The sequence below is a fragment of the Erwinia sp. GW821-FHT03D09 genome, assembly GCF_059420805.1.
On the sequence record NZ_JBWKUK010000005.1, the window covers coordinates 138,939 to 154,642 of the forward strand.

General features: G+C 52.3%; 17 protein-coding genes and 2 pseudogenes. 5 read left to right on the plus strand and 14 right to left on the minus strand.

The window, feature by feature from the left end; genetic code table 11:
* Positions 1-199 precede the first annotated feature (199 nt).
* Positions 200-784 (minus strand): winged helix-turn-helix domain-containing protein, encoded by a 585-nt coding sequence (locus tag AC07U6_RS06435; RefSeq protein WP_494761563.1) that lies wholly within the window; start codon positions 782-784, stop codon positions 200-202.
* 401 nt (positions 785-1,185) lie between these two features.
* On the opposite strand from AC07U6_RS06435, the gene mutT reads away from it, so the two are divergent.
* On the plus strand, positions 1,186-1,578 hold the full coding sequence (gene mutT / locus AC07U6_RS06440; protein WP_494761564.1) for an 8-oxo-dGTP diphosphatase MutT: 393 nt from the start codon (positions 1,186-1,188) through the stop codon (positions 1,576-1,578).
* Positions 1,579-1,620: 42 nt separating this feature from the next.
* On the opposite strand, the gene yacG is transcribed toward mutT, so the two are convergent.
* The 3 genes from yacG to coaE are packed head-to-tail and all read right to left on the minus strand — an operon-like array spanning position 1,621 to position 3,194.
* Positions 1,621-1,824, minus strand: a complete 204-nt coding sequence (yacG, locus tag AC07U6_RS06445; RefSeq protein WP_494761565.1) for a DNA gyrase inhibitor YacG — start codon at positions 1,822-1,824, stop codon at positions 1,621-1,623.
* 10 nt (positions 1,825-1,834) lie between these two features.
* The gene (gene zapD, locus AC07U6_RS06450; protein ID WP_494761566.1) at positions 1,835-2,578 is read right to left on the minus strand and encodes a cell division protein ZapD; all 744 of its coding nucleotides are present in this window, start codon (positions 2,576-2,578) and stop codon (positions 1,835-1,837) included.
* A 4-nt stretch (positions 2,579-2,582) separates the two neighbouring features.
* Positions 2,583-3,194, minus strand: coding sequence for a dephospho-CoA kinase (gene coaE / locus AC07U6_RS06455; protein ID WP_494761567.1), 612 nt, complete (start codon positions 3,192-3,194; stop codon positions 2,583-2,585).
* Between the two features lie 273 nt (positions 3,195-3,467).
* On the opposite strand from coaE, the gene AC07U6_RS06460 reads away from it, so the two are divergent.
* On the plus strand, positions 3,468-4,508 hold the full coding sequence (locus AC07U6_RS06460) for a GMP reductase (RefSeq protein ID WP_494761568.1): 1,041 nt from the start codon (positions 3,468-3,470) through the stop codon (positions 4,506-4,508).
* A gap of 41 nt (positions 4,509-4,549) precedes the next feature.
* On the opposite strand, the gene hofC is transcribed toward AC07U6_RS06460, so the two are convergent.
* The 7 genes from hofC to AC07U6_RS06495 all read right to left on the minus strand — a co-directional run bounded on the left by hofC (position 4,550) and on the right by AC07U6_RS06495 (position 10,168).
* On the minus strand, positions 4,550-5,749 hold the full coding sequence (gene hofC, locus AC07U6_RS06465) for a protein transport protein HofC (protein ID WP_494761569.1): 1,200 nt from the start codon (positions 5,747-5,749) through the stop codon (positions 4,550-4,552).
* A complete protein-coding gene (gspE, locus tag AC07U6_RS06470; protein WP_494761570.1) occupies positions 5,746-7,137 on the minus strand; it encodes a type II secretion system protein GspE in 1,392 nt (463 codons plus the stop codon). The genes hofC and gspE overlap by 4 nt, the downstream gene beginning before the upstream one ends.
* On the minus strand, positions 7,134-7,577 hold the full coding sequence (ppdD, locus tag AC07U6_RS06475; protein ID WP_494761571.1) for a prepilin peptidase-dependent pilin: 444 nt from the start codon (positions 7,575-7,577) through the stop codon (positions 7,134-7,136). The genes gspE and ppdD overlap by 4 nt, the downstream gene beginning before the upstream one ends.
* Positions 7,578-7,884: 307 nt before the next feature.
* Positions 7,885-8,775, minus strand: coding sequence for a carboxylating nicotinate-nucleotide diphosphorylase (gene nadC / locus AC07U6_RS06480; RefSeq protein ID WP_494761572.1), 891 nt, complete (start codon positions 8,773-8,775; stop codon positions 7,885-7,887).
* A gap of 149 nt (positions 8,776-8,924) precedes the next feature.
* A complete protein-coding gene (locus tag AC07U6_RS06485) occupies positions 8,925-9,461 on the minus strand; it encodes a DUF4865 family protein (protein ID WP_494761573.1) in 537 nt (178 codons plus the stop codon).
* A complete protein-coding gene (locus AC07U6_RS06490; protein WP_494761574.1) occupies positions 9,458-9,856 on the minus strand; it encodes a tautomerase family protein in 399 nt (132 codons plus the stop codon). The genes AC07U6_RS06485 and AC07U6_RS06490 overlap by 4 nt, the downstream gene beginning before the upstream one ends.
* A 3-nt stretch (positions 9,857-9,859) precedes the next feature.
* A complete protein-coding gene (locus AC07U6_RS06495) occupies positions 9,860-10,168 on the minus strand; it encodes a carboxymuconolactone decarboxylase family protein (RefSeq protein ID WP_494761575.1) in 309 nt (102 codons plus the stop codon).
* A 104-nt stretch (positions 10,169-10,272) separates the two neighbouring features.
* Here AC07U6_RS06495 and AC07U6_RS06500 point away from each other — a divergent pair, with 104 nt between their 5' ends.
* Positions 10,273-11,193, plus strand: coding sequence for a LysR substrate-binding domain-containing protein (locus tag AC07U6_RS06500; RefSeq protein ID WP_494761576.1), 921 nt, complete (start codon positions 10,273-10,275; stop codon positions 11,191-11,193).
* 355 nt (positions 11,194-11,548) lie between these two features.
* Here the strand turns inward: AC07U6_RS06500 and AC07U6_RS06505 are convergent.
* Both AC07U6_RS06505 and AC07U6_RS06510 read right to left on the minus strand, forming a co-directional pair.
* A pseudogene (locus AC07U6_RS06505) lies at positions 11,549-11,938 on the minus strand (RNA polymerase sigma factor); the annotation flags it as partial.
* Positions 11,939-12,022: 84 nt separating this feature from the next.
* A pseudogene (locus AC07U6_RS06510) lies at positions 12,023-12,241 on the minus strand (fasciclin domain-containing protein); the annotation flags it as partial.
* A 147-nt stretch (positions 12,242-12,388) separates the two neighbouring features.
* Between AC07U6_RS06510 and ampD the strand changes: the two are divergent.
* Entirely contained in the window at positions 12,389-12,958 is a 570-nt protein-coding gene (ampD, locus tag AC07U6_RS06515) for a 1,6-anhydro-N-acetylmuramyl-L-alanine amidase AmpD (protein WP_494761577.1), read from the plus strand.
* 3 nt (positions 12,959-12,961) lie between these two features.
* Entirely contained in the window at positions 12,962-13,816 is an 855-nt protein-coding gene (gene ampE, locus AC07U6_RS06520) for a beta-lactamase regulator AmpE (RefSeq protein WP_494761578.1), read from the plus strand.
* A 70-nt stretch (positions 13,817-13,886) separates the two neighbouring features.
* Here ampE and aroP read toward each other — a convergent pair whose 3' ends face one another.
* Positions 13,887-15,242, minus strand: a complete 1,356-nt coding sequence (gene aroP, locus AC07U6_RS06525; protein ID WP_494761579.1) for an aromatic amino acid transporter AroP — start codon at positions 15,240-15,242, stop codon at positions 13,887-13,889.
* Between the last annotated feature and the right edge of the window lie 462 nt (positions 15,243-15,704).

Here is a 15,704-nt window from a genome sequence, read left to right on the forward strand (position 1 = left end):
TTACTGCGTTACTGCGTTACTGCGTTACTGCGTTACTGCGTTACTGCGTTACTGCGTTACTGCGTTACTGCGTTACTGCGTTACTGAGCTGGTTGAGTGAAGCTATCGCCATTTATCCGTTACGTACAGCATAAATGGCGGTTTTATTGAGGTTATGGAAACCTGCTCGCAGCTTCTCTTCGTCTTTATATTCACGTTGTCACATAAATACGATAAGAGTCAAAAAAATACACAGGATAAAGGCATTCTGTGCAATTGATGATTGTAAAAAATACGGTGATCGCATTAATTTATCCGGTAATGAAACATTGCCGATTTGTCTGTTTTTTATATTTATTTCCACGTTATCTACGGTATTATCAGAATTTGAATGGACTGAGGCTGTGTTCGGTTTTACTGGTGTAAGTTCTTCAGTCGGTGCTTTTGCCAGCGTTTTCCATTGGTTTTCATTTAATTTCAAACCGTAATAGGGTACGGTAACCAACAAGTTAGTAGGTAAATTATTACGATGTAACAATGCCCTGAGCTGGAATGTTAGTTGATGATAATTATTGTCACTAATTCTTTGGTGGTTTTCGTACCAAACGATATTGATAATGTCCCGTTTGGCATGGACTTTTTTTATCAGGCACACGAGTAAGCGCTTTTGTGATTCATTTAAATCGATGCTGAGTTGGCGAGATACTATTTCCAGCGTGTTAGTGTTGCAGTTGACGATTACGCCTTCAGATAACTCCAGCATGTCGTGATTAAGTATTTCGATGCATTCTTCAGTGCTAAACATGATGTAATCCTTATTCGTTGATATCTTCAATGCCGATAATGCTAATTTTAAGAGCTATTGCTTGCAAGGGTGTAAAGTTATTAAGTCGTGATTAATAATAAATTAATGTGTTTATCTTGTTGTTTTTAAAGTGATTAACTTCTTAATCTTGATATTGTTTAATAATAAATTAAAAACAAGATTATTAGGGTTTTTATCTTTTTCAGTGATGGATTTTCTTTTTGCCATGAAAATTTAATGCATTTTTACATGATTCATTATTATCTTTTAATGACGTCGCAACTTCTTATTTTTGGGTGAATGCTCTACAACGAACAGGTAGGGAAAGCATGAGAAGAGTGTTGCGGATGTACCAGGGTAAATGATAATGTTTAAGAATATTTTCTATCAGAGTGATAATTATGAAGTATCTGCATATTGCTGTGGGAATTATACGCGATGCACAGCAGCGTATTTTTTTGACTCGGCGTTCGGCTGATTCTCATATGGCGAATAAATGGGAGTTTGCCGGAGGGAAACTGGAGGCAGGCGAAACCGCTGAACAGGCATTAAAACGTGAACTGAATGAAGAAGTCGGAATTGAAGCGATTAGTTTTCTGCCCTTCATGACAACTGAGCATCAATTTGACGATCGGCACGTGACAATTGATTTCTTTATTGTGGGAGAGTGGTTAGGTGAACCCTATGGACGGGAAGGGCAACCACAGCGTTGGGTGGCCCAAAGTGAGCTGGTGGCTGAAGAATTTCCACCGGCTAATGCCGAAGTTATTGCTCGTCTGAAAGCCAGCGCGTAAAGCGTTAGCAATATTCGACGAGCTATAACATTAAATTAGTTGTTATCGGAATTTGTCTTGCTGCTCACTCCAGTCATCGCTGTCGTTCCGATCGCTATGGCTGGGGATATATTTCTCTTCAGCAGCCCATTCGCCTAAATCAATCAGCTGACAGCGCTTGCTGCAAAAAGGGCGCCAGGTGCTTTGTTGATCCCAGATCACCTGTTTACCGCAGGTTGGGCAATCAACCATCGTAACATCACTCATTTTTATAACCTTAACAACAGGCCAGCTCGAAATCGAGACGGGCAGGGACTTCACCATTTTCACTGTCCAGAGGCAGGAAGCGAATGGCATAACGGCTCTTATGGCCGGAAACTTGAGGATATAGCGAATCCTCAAGCTTTAACTGTAAACGCAGCAGATCGGCGTTTTCGGCGTTGTCCTGAAAGAAACCATTCAGGCTGGTGTGATTGCGGAAGATCCCTGCCTGGCGAATCAGGTCAAGAATGGTGGTTAGCGCAGCTCGAATCGGTTCCAGCGAACTGAGCCACTTATTTACCTGGCGATCGCGTACCGATTGTTCGACATGCAGCCAGATATGCAACGTGGGAAGATCAAAACTACAGCACCCGCCGGGAATGCTTAAACGCTGACGGACCAGACCGATCATCCGATCTTCACGCAGCGCCTGCCCCATCCGCGGTGCAGCCATCAGCGCATCGTTGCGCTTTCTGAGGTCGCTGCTCAGGGCATTGACTAAGGTGATATCAACACCCGGTAGTTCGGCCCATGAACGCAACTTCTGCTGTTGCCGCTCCAGCTCTTTTAAAATTTCGGTTCTTAACTCGCCGCGTTCAAAAACGTCCAGCAGTTCTGCCGCATTGCGAAAAAAAGTCAGTGCGCCAAGATGGTCAACAATATTTTGGCTAGCGGATAGCTGTTTGAGTAAGAACTCAATGCGTAGCCAGGTGCGCATTTTTTCATTCAGTGGGTATTCAAAAAGAACCGTTGTGCTCATGCTGTTAATCCCGATCGCTTGCCGCAGCCAGTGCGATGTAGCGCTGGTTGAGTATGGCAACTTGCGCTATCACCTCTTCCGGCGACGCGCTGTTATCAATAATGTCATCAGCCACCGCCAGGCGCTCATCGCGTGAAGCCTGGGCGGCCAAAATGTTTTCAGCCTGTTCACGACTGATATTGTCGCGAGCCGTGGTGCGGATCAGTTGGATTTCTCGATCCACATCAACAACCAAAACCCGGTCAGCCAAGCGTTGTAGCCCATTTTCTACCAGTAGCGGGACAACCCACAAACACCATGCAGAACGTGCTAATGCTAACTGTCGTTGTGTCTCTGCGTGGATAAGAGGGTGTAACAAATTGTTAACCCAGTTTTTCTCTACAATAGAATTAAAAATGATATGGCGTAACTCCGATCGGTTCAGGCCGCCAGTTGGCAACAGGACACTGTCGCCAAACCTGTTATGCAAAGCTGACAGCGCCGGTTGTCCTGGCTCGACCACCTGACGGGCAATGATATCGGCATCGACAATGTCAATGCCCAGCTGCGCAAAGGCATTGGCTACGGTACTTTTTCCGCTGCCGATCCCACCGGTTAGCGCTACGGTGTAAGGCATAGCTTGATTCTCACTCTCTCGCAACTGCACATCCGCAATGTCACCGGGCTTTTACAATACGGAAGGCGGCAAATATGAGGTACAGATCACAAGAGACTTTTACAGGTAAATTTATCGGATTGTAGCGTAAATATTTCATGTTTCGCAGTCTTGTCGGCGCGTTTTTAGCGCGTATGATAACGTCACTGGAACTGGCATTCAGCCTGTGATCGGAAATTGCTCCTGAAAAGGGGGGCGCTTCTGAATCAACGCCATTAACCAGGAAAAATCGTTATGCGTATTGAAGAAGATATCAAGTTAGGCTTTAAAGATGTCCTCATCCGGCCTAAGCGTTCAACGCTTCAAAGCCGTTCTCAGGTGGAACTGGAACGTCAGTTCACCTTCAAGCATTCAGGTATTGCCTGGTCAGGTGTACCGATCATCGCCGCTAATATGGATACCGTTGGTACCTTCAGCATGGCGGAAGCACTGGCTTCTTTCGATGTTCTCACCGCGGTGCATAAGCATTATAGCGTTGAGCAGTGGAGCCAGTTTATCGCCCGGGTGCCGCAGTCTGTGCTGCAACATGTCATGGTTTCAACCGGGACCTCTGCTGAAGACTTCAATAAACTGCAGAAAATTCTCGCCATTTCGCCACATTTAAACTTCATCTGTATTGACGTTGCTAACGGTTATTCAGAGCATTTTGTTACGTTTCTGAAGCGAGCGCGTGAAGCCTGCCCGGGTAAAACAATCTGCGCCGGGAATGTGGTAACCGGTGAGATGGTAGAGGAGCTTATCCTTTCCGGTGCCGATATTGTTAAGGTGGGTATCGGGCCGGGTTCCGTCTGCACCACGCGGGTAAAAACCGGTGTAGGTTATCCGCAGCTTTCCGCCGTTATTGAATGTGCCGATGCTGCACACGGACTGGGCGGACAGATCGTCAGCGACGGGGGCTGTTCCGTGCCGGGTGATGTGGCTAAAGCGTTTGGCGGCGGCGCGGACTTCGTTATGCTGGGCGGAATGCTGGCAGCTCACGATGAATGCGAGGGCGAAATTGTCGAAGAGAACGGCGAGCAGTTTATGCTGTTCTACGGCATGAGCTCGGAGTCTGCCATGAAACGTCACGTTGGCGGCGTAGCGCAGTATCGTGCAGCAGAAGGTAAAACGGTTAAACTGCCGCTGCGTGGCCCGGTTGAACTGACTGCCCGTGACATACTTGGTGGCTTACGCTCGGCTTGCACCTACGTTGGTGCGGAACGACTGAAAGAGCTGACCAAACGCACGACATTCATCCGCGTTGCCGAGCAGGAAAACCGCGTATTTAACCGCTAGCGGTCTTAGCCGATCATCCCTGCGTTGATGTGTGGGGATGATTAGCCCAGTGCATCTCCAAGTCGAAATACCGGCAAATACATTGCCACCACCAGCGTTCCTACGATAATACCAATAACCATCATCATCATCGGCTCCAGTGCCGCCGCAAGCGTATCGGCCAACTGGTGGGTCTCGGCCTCATGCCAGCGGGCAAGTCGGGTCAGCAGCGCATCCAGCGATCCAGACTCTTCACCCACCTTGATAAGCTGGTAGCACAAAGGCGTAAACAGATTGTGCGGTTTTAGCGCCTGGTGCAGAGGATTCCCTGCCGCTATATGTTGCTGAAGCTTAGCGATGGCTTCCTGCCAGAGTAATGCACTGACCGTTTTCTCCACCGCCTGTAGGCTTTGCAGTAAAGTCAGACCCGCATGCTGAGTCAGCGCCAGGGTCGTGTAAATCTGGCTAAGCTGGCTGCCCCGATATAGCGGTGATAATAACGGAGTCTTCAGCAGCAGCCTTTGTTCTGCTCTTTGCCAGCTCGGATTGTTTTTACGCTGCCTGCGATAGAATATGCCGGCAGCGATGGCCGGCACGATCAGCAACGGAGCCTGATGCTGTAACCATTCTGAGAAGGCAATCACCGCAGCGGTAAAGGCAGGCAGTGGCGCATCAAAAGTCTGATAGATCGCCACAAACTCCGGCAGTACAAAAACCAGCATACCGATACTCACCAGCAGCGCGACCGCCAGAATAAACAGCGGATAGCGTAGCGCTTTCTTCACTTTCTGCTGTAACAGCTGCTGCCGTTCCTGTTGCTGTGCAAGCCGCAGGCAGCATTCGTCCAGCTCCCCGGTGAGTTCACCGATATGAATCAGTGCAGGGTAGAGCGGCGAGAACACTTCCGGCCATTCCTGTAACGCTGATGAAAATGGCTTGCCATGTGTTATCTGCTCCTGCAGATGCAGCAAGAGTGCCCTCCAGCCGGAATCTGGATGGCCTTCAGCGAGCAGCTGAAGCCCACTCACCAGCGGCATTCCCGCTTTTAACAGTGTTGCAAGTTGACGGATAAAAGCGATTTTATGTTGCCACCGCCAGTCACCAGCCCGATAGCGACGACCGCGGGAAATTTTCAACGGTAGCTGTTTCATACCAACAATTTCATCAACGATCTTGCCATGGTCTGGCGCAAAGCCGCAGCCGCTGTGAATGACACCCTTATCGTCGATCGCCTGCCAGCGAAATAAATAGCGCCGACTCATCCCGGTCCTCCGGTCACTCGCGTCAACTCTTCGAGGGTTGTCTCTCCTCTATTTACGCAGTGCAGTCCGCCGACGAACAAAGGTTCCATGCCCTGTTGGAGTGCTAACTTTGCCAGTGCTTCCGGGCTGGCATTCTGTGCAAGGGCATTTTGCAGCGAAGAAGAAACTGGCAGCATCTCAAACAGCGCCAGCCGACCGTAATATCCTGAAAAGCAACGTTCACATCCGACGGCTCGCCAGTTCTGTACCGTTCCTGGCCAGATATTGCTGGGAAAATGCGCCAACGCGTCCGCTGGCTCACGACAGTGTGGACAGAGCTTTCTCACCAGACGCTGCGCAACAATCAGTTTGAGTGCCGAGGCTAGCATATAACCCGGAACACCCATTTGGCCCATGCGAACCAATGTTTCTGTAGTGGAGTTAGTGTGCAGGGTAGAGAGCACCAGATGCCCGGTTTGCGCCGCCTTGACGGCTATCTCAGCCGTTTCACCGTCGCGGATTTCCCCCAGCATAATCACGTCCGGGTCCTGACGAAGTAAAGCCCTCAGCACAAGATGAAAGCTCAGCCCGGATCGCATATGGATTTGAGTCTGATTTACTCCTGCAAGCGGAATCTCCACCGGGTCCTCAACGCTGCAAAGATTTCGGCTGGGCGCATTCAGCCAGCTAAGACCGCTGTAAAGTGTAAACGTCTTGCCGCTGCCGGTAGGGCCGGTTACCAGAATCAGCCCCTGTGGTTTAGAAAGTGCAGTGCGGTAATGCTTTAGCAATGTTGCAGGCATGCCGAGTTTTTCCAGTGATATCGCCTGTTCGTCGCTTTGCAATAACCGTATTACCGCTTTTTCGCCGCAGCGGGTGGGCAGGGTAGATAGCCGAAAAGACTCGGTTTTATCGCCAAGCACCAGCGAAAACTGACCATCCTGGGGTACCCGGCGTTCGGCAATATCCAGGCTGGCAAGGATTTTTAACCGGGCGATAAGCGGTGCGCTGCCCTCCTTAAGAACCATTGCCTGCTGCAAGACACCATCTACTCGTATCCTGACCCTCAGGCCTTGTTCTTGTGGTTCAATATGGACATCGGAAGCACGTTTTTGCAGCGCAAGAGTCAGCAGGTGGTTAACTCTTTCCACTGCACCTGCGGCCACCTCATCAGTGCGATTGGGACCTTCCGGAGTTTCTTCAGTACGGTGTAAATATTGCTCAAGGCGTGCTTGTGGCCAGCATTCCACATCGATTACGCCTGGCGTAAGGAAACGCAGTTCCGTCATCATCTCATGCGGTGGCGTTCCGGCCAGTGCAATGTGCAGGCGCTGCTGGTTGAACTCAACAATTGCGGCCTGATAGCGCTCGCAGATAGCTTCAACGGCACGCTGACTGGCGCTAATCATTGTTTCTGCTCCTGATCAAAGCGGAACAGGTCCTCACAGGCCTCTTTCAATCCCGTGCTATCGCTGGCGCAGCTGCGCTGCCAGCTGAGGTAGCCGTCGCTGCTGTCCCACTGTGGCGTTAACGTCACGCTCAACCCTTTCAGGCTTTCCTGACCGGTGAGCGAGATAATGCCTGCGCTTACCGTTATCGCAGAAACGTAGCGCGAAGTACGGGCAGAAGGCACACCCTGGCTCCCGGCCTCGCAGCCGGTAATGCCGCCGTGCTCAATCGCACATAGCTCAACGCCGGTTTTATACGGCATAGCCGTTTGCAGCATGTCTGTCAGTGCTGCCTTCTGCAGGTAGTTCTGGTATGCGGGCAGGCCAATCGCGCTCAGAATGGCGACAATCGCAATAACAATCATCAATTCGATTAACGTAAATCCCTGCTGCTGGCTCATGGTAAGTCTCCTTGTGGTTAACCGGGAGGCACCATAGTCCTGAATAAAAACGTGGAATAGCGGGAAAGCAGGCAATTCAGAGACGGGTTCAGAACAATTAAACGGGATAGCAGCGTTGCATAAAAGGTTTGCGGCAAGCGCCGCATTCTACTCCTTAGGGGCTTTTTGGGGCTTGGCTTGCGGAGTATCTTTCGCCACTCCAGGCCATATATTCCAGGCCGGAGGGTTTCAGTTAAAAGGATTTCAGGGATAAAAAAGGTCAGCACGAAAGGCTGACCAGAGGAAAGGTATGGAAAGCGGCAGAGGATTAACAAAAGCGCATCGACAGATCCAGCGCGCGAACGTGTTTGGTCAGTGCGCCAACGGAAATATAATTCACCCCGGTTTCTGCAAAGGTTCGCAACGTTTCATCGGTGACGTTGCCGGAAACCTCCAGCAGCGATCGGTTATTGCTCAGGACGACGGCCTCGCGCATCTGCTCAACGGTGAAGTTATCCAGCATGATAATGTCGGCACCGGCGTTCAGCGCCTGCTCCAGCTCGTCAAGAGATTCAACTTCAACTTCAACCGGCACGTCCGGATGCAGCCAGAATGCTTTTTCAACTGCTTTGGCAATCGAGCCGCAGGCGATGATGTGGTTCTCTTTGATCAAGAAAGCATCAGACAGGCCCAGGCGATGATTGGCACCACCACCGCACAGTACGGCGTACTTCAACGCGGTGCGCAGTCCCGGCAGCGTTTTTCGCGTGTCCAGCAGTTGAGTGTGCGTACCTTCCAGCAGGGCAACATAGCGGCTGACCTCCGTTGCCACGCCGGACAGCGTCTGGACAAAGTTCAGCGCGGTGCGTTCCGCCGTCAGTATCAGCTGCGCCGGGCCGCTAACCTCAAACAGCGTCTGGTTGGCGGTAATCGTATCCCCGTCGGCAACGTGCCAGGCGATTTGCGTTTTATTACCCAGCTGGATAAAAACCTCTTCCACCCAGCGTTTGCCACAGAAGATCCCCGGTTCGCGGGTGATCACCACCGCGTGAGCCTGGGTATCTTCCGGCAACAGGCCTGCGGTGATGTCTTTGCACGGATCGACTTCGCCACCAAGGTCTTCACGCAGCGCCTGCACGACTGCAGGGGGAATATCGTCCTCAATACGCTCCATCAACTCGATACGGCGGTTATCTGGATCGTAACGGCGGGATGTCATGATTTAACTCCGAAAAGGTCGGGTAACAGATATTGCCATGCTAGCCTGTTTTTCCCCCGTTTGTCAGCCTTCGGGGAGGCCTGCTGCCCGACATTTTCTTATCGACTCCGAAAAAGGTATCTACTTTTTTCTGTCGTGAACCCGGCTGGCTACCGAGCAGGAAGGGAGATATGCCCAACGCGATAGCGCTCCACACCCGGAGCATCGTCGAACGACTGGTCGCTTAGCTCAAAGCAGATCCGCCGCCACTGCAGCACATCCCAGGCAAGGATGCGGGTGATACTGGCAGCAGGAATGGGGATATTGCATATGTGGCTTAAATCGCAGTCTGTGGCAACGGGTACGATCTCACGTCGGGCAAAGGCGGATCGTTGCAAAGCGTTACCGGGTAGGAAGTCTAATACCGGCCAGTAGTCGATTGCGGGCCTGCCGAAGTCTGCAACGAGCTTTTTAAATCCGTCGCTTTGTAAAAAACGTGCCATGCTGACGCTGTCCTGCCAAAGATAGAGCGGGGCGTAGAGTGGCTCGCTGCTCGTACGCGGATCGTTACCGCTGGCATAACACCAGGCTTTAATAACCAGGCCGGGGAAATTGTCCAGCCGGTGTCCATTTTCCCGCACGCGATTTTCGATGATGCTCATGTTGTAATCGGTAGGCAGGCGAAAGCGATATTGCATGGCGATCATAACGGCTTCTCCTGTGGCCAGCTGAACGGATTGCCACTGGCAAATGACCAGTCTTCTGGCTGGCTAAAGCTTAACGTAACCATCACATCTTCCGGCTGCACCTGCAGCTCGGTAGAGAGCCGTTGGGAAAGATGCAGATAGAACCGATGCTTCTGCTCCACGCTGCGCGGTCGGCCTGCGGTGATATGAAACCAGATAAATCCCTCTGAGCGCGGGCCGCCAGGATAGTTGCGCGGGAAGACGCGCAGCCCGGGGGCATATTCATCAAACAGCTGGAAGCAATCATCCTGCGGCACATCGAAGAAATCGACCAGCGTTTGGTGTAACAGAGTTGAAAGCGTTTGACGGAACGCCGCGGTTTTTCCGCCAGGCAGGGCGATACGGGTAAAGGGCATGGTTTACTCCTGCGGGAAATGTAGATGACCCAGCGCGGTTACCGCAGCGGGCCAGCCGCAGTAGAACGCGAGATGAGTAATAACTTCCGTCAGTTCGTCGCAGGTGAGGCCATTTTCCCGGGCAAAATTAAGATGCCAGGGTAGTTGCTGATGACGGCCTGCGGCAATCAGTGCGGCTACGGTGATCAGGCTTCGGTCGCGCTTGTTTAGTGCGCTGCGCTGCCAGATGTCACCAAAGAGAATGTCCTCGGTGATCGCAGCAAATCGTGGCGCAATCGCCGCCAGATCGTCGCGCTTAAGCGAATGAGGCATAGTTACTCCCTGTGGATGTGATGAGTTAATGCCAGCATAGGTGGAAGTAATTATTTAGAAAATCGCATATATTTGGATTAACAATCCCGAAAAACAGGATGTTTATGTCGCAAATAAAACGCGTGACCTTTGACCTTGAAGCTCTACGCAGTCTGATAACCGGTATTGAGCTGGGCAGCTTTGCGCTGGCCGCCGTAAAGCTTAATCGCTCAACGTCAGCGGTCAGCGCCCAGTTGAAAAAGCTGGAGCAACAAAGTGGCCTGCCGCTGCTGCAAAAAGCTGGACGCCGACTGGAGCTCACCGCCAACGGCGAGCTGCTAATGGCTTATGGCCGCCGCTTGCTCGCTCTCAACGACGAGGCGGTCAGTGCATTGAACAGCCGTCATCTGGCGGGCAGCGTAAGCCTTGGGCTACAGGAGGATTTTGGTGAGGCATTGCTGCCCGCACTATTAGGGGAGTTCTCCCGTGCCTTTCCGCAGGTTGAAGTATCCGCACGCATTGGCCGCAACGGTGAACTGTTGCAGGCAATACGTCAGGGGGAGCTTGATCTGGCACTGTGCTGGCAGGGCGAAGAAAAAACACCATTAATGCAGGCGCTGCCTGCCGCACCGCTTCACTGGATTGGGCGCTCTGATTCTGAGCTGGCACGCTGGCTGACGGGGGAGGAGACGCTGCCGCTGTTACTGTTTGATGCGCCCTGCCTGATGCGCACCTGCGCAATAGATACCCTTGACCGTGCAGCCATTCCCTGGCGAGTCGCTTTTACCAGCCGCAGCCTCAGCGGAATTTGGGCCGCCGCCGCCGCCGGGTTGGGTATCACGCTTCGCAGCCGTTTCGGTCTGCCTGACGGGCTGCGGGTACTACAGCATTCGAGGCTGCCACCACTGGGTGAACTGGGCATGGCGCTGCATACGACAGAAGCGTTACAGAACCCGGCTGCGGAACGCCTGCGAGACATCCTGCTGGCGCGGTTAGCCATGCCTGCGCAACAGCCGTACTCTACAGCAGAGATATTTTACCGCTGAACAGAACCGGAACCAACTGAGTATAGAGCAGGGCACCGGCAAATGAGGCAGCCAGGCCACATCGGCCACGCTCTTCGCGATATGTTGACTGGCTGTCCGGCGGGCTGATACAACGATGCGTTGTACTGCGGCTCTGTGGGTAGATCGCTAATAATGCGCGGCCAAAGGGTTTCTGGCGGCGCAACAGGTATCACATCGCGATCCAGTTCAGCCAGCGCATTTTGCCAACGGTGGACCTCTGCCGCCGGCTCGGGTTCCTGATCTGTACGGCGAATAAAACGTAGCCGGGCCGCACCGCGTAGTGTACCAAGCACATATTCTGCAGCGAGGCATGAATCAACATCGTGTTTGTTTTTCATATGCCCACGCAGCCTTTTAAATGCATTAAGGCCCGGCGGAGCCAACTTTTAACGGTACCCGCAGGTTGTTGCAGATGCAGCGCAATTTCACTGTGCGACAGCCCATGATGATAAGCCAGAACTACGCTTTGTCGCTGTTCTGCGGGTAGCGTATCTATGCAGGTTAAAAGCCTGCGTGACTCGGTTGTTAGCGGAGCATGAGGCTCTGCATTCTGGTCCGTTATGTCATCGTCTTCACCGTCGAGTTTCAGAACGCGATTATCCTGCGAACGCAGATAATCAATGGCCCGATGACGGACAATATTGGTAAGCCAGGTCTTGGGGGCGCTTTGTACCGGATCGAAGGTGGCGGCTCGCTGCCACAGCGTCAGAAAAGTGTCGTGTAAAACCTCTTCCGCCATAAACCGTTCTGATAAAGGTGCAGAGGTGAACAATGCGTTCCCCCTGCAGGGTATAGACCGTTTTTATGGTTATGGCATTAGTACGGTATCAATAACGTCGATTGCGCCATTTTTCTGCTGCACGTCATAGGTACTGATATTCGCAACATTGCTCTGATTATCTTTAAGCTGCAGGTTGTGCGGGCCATTCTGCATTATTCACAGCGACGCACCGTTAACGGTTTTCAGTTCGGCACGGCCATGGCCCTGTTTGATCTTTTTCTCCAGCGCTTTCATGTTGTATTTGCCTCACATTGCTATATACGTTTAGCGATGAAAAACGGATGCACAAAAATGAAAATATTTTTTTGCAGGGTGGATATGCGGTGAGAAGTTTGTCAGAGCCAAAATAAATCATGTTAATCTGAGGGAATTCTGACGACAGGAGAGCAGGGCATGCAGTTGCAAGATGGCTGGATTAAAGAGGCCAGGAAAGTTCCGTCGCCGTATTTCAACCAGCGACCGGGTGATGAAAAACCCTCGCTGTTAGTGATCCACAATATCAGCCTGCCGCCCGGCGAATTTGGTGGCCCGTGGATTGACGATCTGTTTACCGGCCAGCTTGATCCCAGCGTTCATCCTTATTTTGCCGGCATCAGCCATTTGCAGGTTGCCGCTCATTGCCTGATTCGTCGCGATGGAGAGGTTGTGCAATACGTGCCGTTTCATTTGCGCGCCTGGCATGCGGGCGTGTCAAATTATCAGGGACGCGACGCCTGTAATGATTTCTCTGTCGGTATTGAACTCGAGGGCACCGATACGTTGCCCTATACCGACGCGCAGTATCGTTCGCTGCAGGCCGTTACTGAACAGCTGATAGTTGAGTATCCGGCAATGGCCCTGAATATTACCGGGCACAGCGATATTGCTCCGCAGCGTAAAACCGATCCCGGCCCGGCGTTCAACTGGGCCCGATTCCGCAACGCTCTGGCGCAGCAAATCCAGGGTAAAAAAGATGGGAGTTAAGGCATGACGTTATTTAGCCTGTTATTGGTTCTCGGATGGGAACGCCTGTTCAAAATGGGTGAGCACTGGCAGTTAGATCATTATCTGATGCCATTATTCCGCAGATTAAAACATTTCTCGTTGCTGCGTACCCTGTTGATGACGCTGTTAGTGATGGCCATAGTGGCGGCGGTAATGCTGGCACTGAAAGGCTGGTTTTTCGGCGTGCCGCAGTTAATTTTTTGGATTCTGGTTGGCCTGCTGTGCATCGGTGCTGGCTCGGTTCGCCTTCACTATCACGCTTATTTACGTGCTGCCAGCCAAAATGATGTGCATGCGCATGACGCGATGGCGGAAGAACTGACCCTGATCCACGGTATGCCGGGTGAGTGCAGCGAACGAGAATATCTAAGTGAACTACAGAATGCGCTGCTGTGGATTAACTTCCGCTTCTACCTTGCTCCACTGTTCTGGTTTGTCGTCGGCGGTCCGTGGGGGCCGGTGCTGCTGGTGGGTTATGCCTTCCTGCGCGCCTGGCAAAGCTGGCTGGCGCGTCAGCGCGATCCGCTTACCCGTTCTCAGTCAGGCGTGGATGCGCTGCTGCACTGGATCGACTGGCTCCCGGTTCGACTGGTCGGTGTAGCTTACGCCCTGCTGGGGCACGGTGAGCGAGCTCTGCCCGCGTGGCTGGCTTCACTGGGCGATCGTTACACACCTCAGTATCAGGTATTGACCCGGTTGGCACAGTTCTCGCTGGCGCGTGACCCGCACATGGATAAGGTAGAAACGCCACGGCTGGCGGTATCGCTGGCGAAGAAGGTGTCGCTGGTGCTGGTGGTGGTTGTCGCGTTACTGACGATTTACGGTACGTTGGTATAACGCCAGCAGGGAACGACAGGAAAAAATCAGGCCAGCATTTGCTGGCCTGATTGCGTTTGTCCCGAGGAAATTATGCCTTCTGAGAACGGTTCTTCAGCCAGTAGCCGACGGCCAGAATCAGTATCCATACTGGGATCAGCCAGACGGAAATAGCCATGCCAGGGGTGATTGCCATCAGTACCAGAATACCGGCGAGGAACAACAGGCAGATCCAGTTACCCAGTGGATAGAGCAGCGCCGGGAAACGGGTTTTAACACCCTGCTGATCTTTCTTACGGCGGAACTTGATGTGCGCCATGCTGATCATCGCCCAGTTAATCACCAGCGCAGATACCACCAGTGCCATCAGCAGACCAAAGGCCTCACCCGGCATCAGATAGTTCAACAGCACGCACAGTGCGGTGGCGATAGCGGAGAACAGGATTGAAATCACCGGCACGCCGCGACTGTCAACTTTGAGCAGCGCTTTTGGTGCGTTGCCCTGCTGGGCCAGACCAAACAGCATACGGCTGTTGCAGTATACACAGCTGTTATATACCGACAGCGCGGCAGTCAGGATAACGACGTTCAGCGCGTTAGCCACCAGAGCATCACCCAGTTCGTGGAAGATCAGCACAAACGGACTGGTATCCGAGGTCACGCGGGCCCACGGCAGCAGCGACAGCAGAACGGCCAGGGAGCCGATATAGAAGATCAGGATGCGCCACAGAACCTGGTTAGTGGCTTTTGGAATACTGGTTTCCGGGTTATCCGCTTCTGCTGCGGTGATCCCCACCAGTTCAAGGCCGCCGAAGGAGAACATGATAATGGCCATCATCATCACCAGACCGGTAAAGCCATTTGGCAGGAAGCCGCCCTGGTCCCACAGGTTGCGTACGGTAGCCTGCGGTCCGCCGTTGCCGCTGAACAGCAGCCAGCCGCCGAACAGGATCATCCCGATGACCGCCACTACTTTGATAATGGCAAACCAGAACTCCATCTCCCCGAACACCTTAACATTAGTCAGGTTGATGGCGTTGATCAGCACAAAGAAGGCGGCGGCGGACACCCAGGTAGGCACTTCCGGATACCAGAATTGAATATATTTCCCGACGGCCGTCAGTTCAGCCATGGCAACCAGTACGTACAGGACCCAGTAGTTCCAGCCGGAGGCAAAACCGGCGAAGTTACCCCAGTACTTATAGGCAAAGTGGCTGAATGAACCGGCAACCGGCTCTTCCACAACCATCTCTCCCAGCTGGCGCATAATTAAAAATGCGATAAACCCGGCAATCGCGTAGCCCAGAATAACGCCAGGCCCGGCAGATTGAATAACAGACGCACTTCCCAAAAACAGGCCGGTACCCACGGCCCCACCCAACGCGATCAGCTGAATGTGGCGGTTTTTCAGGCCACGGTGCAGCGTTTCGCCCTGCTGTTGTCCCATGTCTAACCTCATGATGTTTTATTATTTTTTCGTCTTTTCAGCAGGCCCTGTTGCCATGCTGTATCGAAAAGTTTACGATTGTTGTGTGAGCAAATATGAGCCAGAGCGTAGCCTCAGGAAGAGAATAGTGCTAAGTGCAGAGGTTTGCACTCGTTTTCTACGCTACACACGCAGAAATGACTAAAAAAGCAGCGTGCTGTCTCATTTTTTACTGTCTATGTTTTGTCACAACCTGGTGCAAATGACGAATAACGTTCTCTTATGGCCGGTGGGATTGCTTGGCTGGTGGATAAGGTGCTCGGGAACCCGCCTCTGCGTAATGGAAGGAGAGGGGCGGGTTTTCTGGTGAGCTTAGGTGGTGTTTTTCGGCTGTTATCTATTTATCAGGCAAAATCGATATCAGAAAGCGGACTGGCTGCTGCCCCGAACGGGCAATCCGCAGCGCTGAACGGAGAGAGGAAG

Bases quoted from the DNA above. Each gene is read 5' to 3' on its own strand.
- AC07U6_RS06435 (WP_494761563.1), bottom strand. From the start codon at position 784: ATGTTTAGCACTGAAGAATGCATCGAAATACTTAATCACGACATGCTG.
- mutT (WP_494761564.1), top strand. From the start codon at position 1,186: ATGAAGTATCTGCATATTGCTGTGGGAATTATACGCGATGCACAGCAG.
- yacG (WP_494761565.1), bottom strand. From the start codon at position 1,824: ATGAGTGATGTTACGATGGTTGATTGCCCAACCTGCGGTAAACAGGTG.
- zapD (WP_494761566.1), bottom strand. From the start codon at position 2,578: ATGAGCACAACGGTTCTTTTTGAATACCCACTGAATGAAAAAATGCGC.
- coaE (WP_494761567.1), bottom strand. From the start codon at position 3,194: ATGCCTTACACCGTAGCGCTAACCGGTGGGATCGGCAGCGGAAAAAGT.
- AC07U6_RS06460 (WP_494761568.1), top strand. From the start codon at position 3,468: ATGCGTATTGAAGAAGATATCAAGTTAGGCTTTAAAGATGTCCTCATC.
- hofC (WP_494761569.1), bottom strand. From the start codon at position 5,749: ATGAGTCGGCGCTATTTATTTCGCTGGCAGGCGATCGACGATAAGGGT.
- gspE (WP_494761570.1), bottom strand. From the start codon at position 7,137: ATGATTAGCGCCAGTCAGCGTGCCGTTGAAGCTATCTGCGAGCGCTAT.
- ppdD (WP_494761571.1), bottom strand. From the start codon at position 7,577: ATGAGCCAGCAGCAGGGATTTACGTTAATCGAATTGATGATTGTTATT.
- nadC (WP_494761572.1), bottom strand. From the start codon at position 8,775: ATGACATCCCGCCGTTACGATCCAGATAACCGCCGTATCGAGTTGATG.
- AC07U6_RS06485 (WP_494761573.1), bottom strand. From the start codon at position 9,461: ATGATCGCCATGCAATATCGCTTTCGCCTGCCTACCGATTACAACATG.
- AC07U6_RS06490 (WP_494761574.1), bottom strand. From the start codon at position 9,856: ATGCCCTTTACCCGTATCGCCCTGCCTGGCGGAAAAACCGCGGCGTTC.
- AC07U6_RS06495 (WP_494761575.1), bottom strand. From the start codon at position 10,168: ATGCCTCATTCGCTTAAGCGCGACGATCTGGCGGCGATTGCGCCACGA.
- AC07U6_RS06500 (WP_494761576.1), top strand. From the start codon at position 10,273: ATGTCGCAAATAAAACGCGTGACCTTTGACCTTGAAGCTCTACGCAGT.
- ampD (WP_494761577.1), top strand. From the start codon at position 12,389: ATGCAGTTGCAAGATGGCTGGATTAAAGAGGCCAGGAAAGTTCCGTCG.
- ampE (WP_494761578.1), top strand. From the start codon at position 12,962: ATGACGTTATTTAGCCTGTTATTGGTTCTCGGATGGGAACGCCTGTTC.
- aroP (WP_494761579.1), bottom strand. From the start codon at position 15,242: ATGGGACAACAGCAGGGCGAAACGCTGCACCGTGGCCTGAAAAACCGC.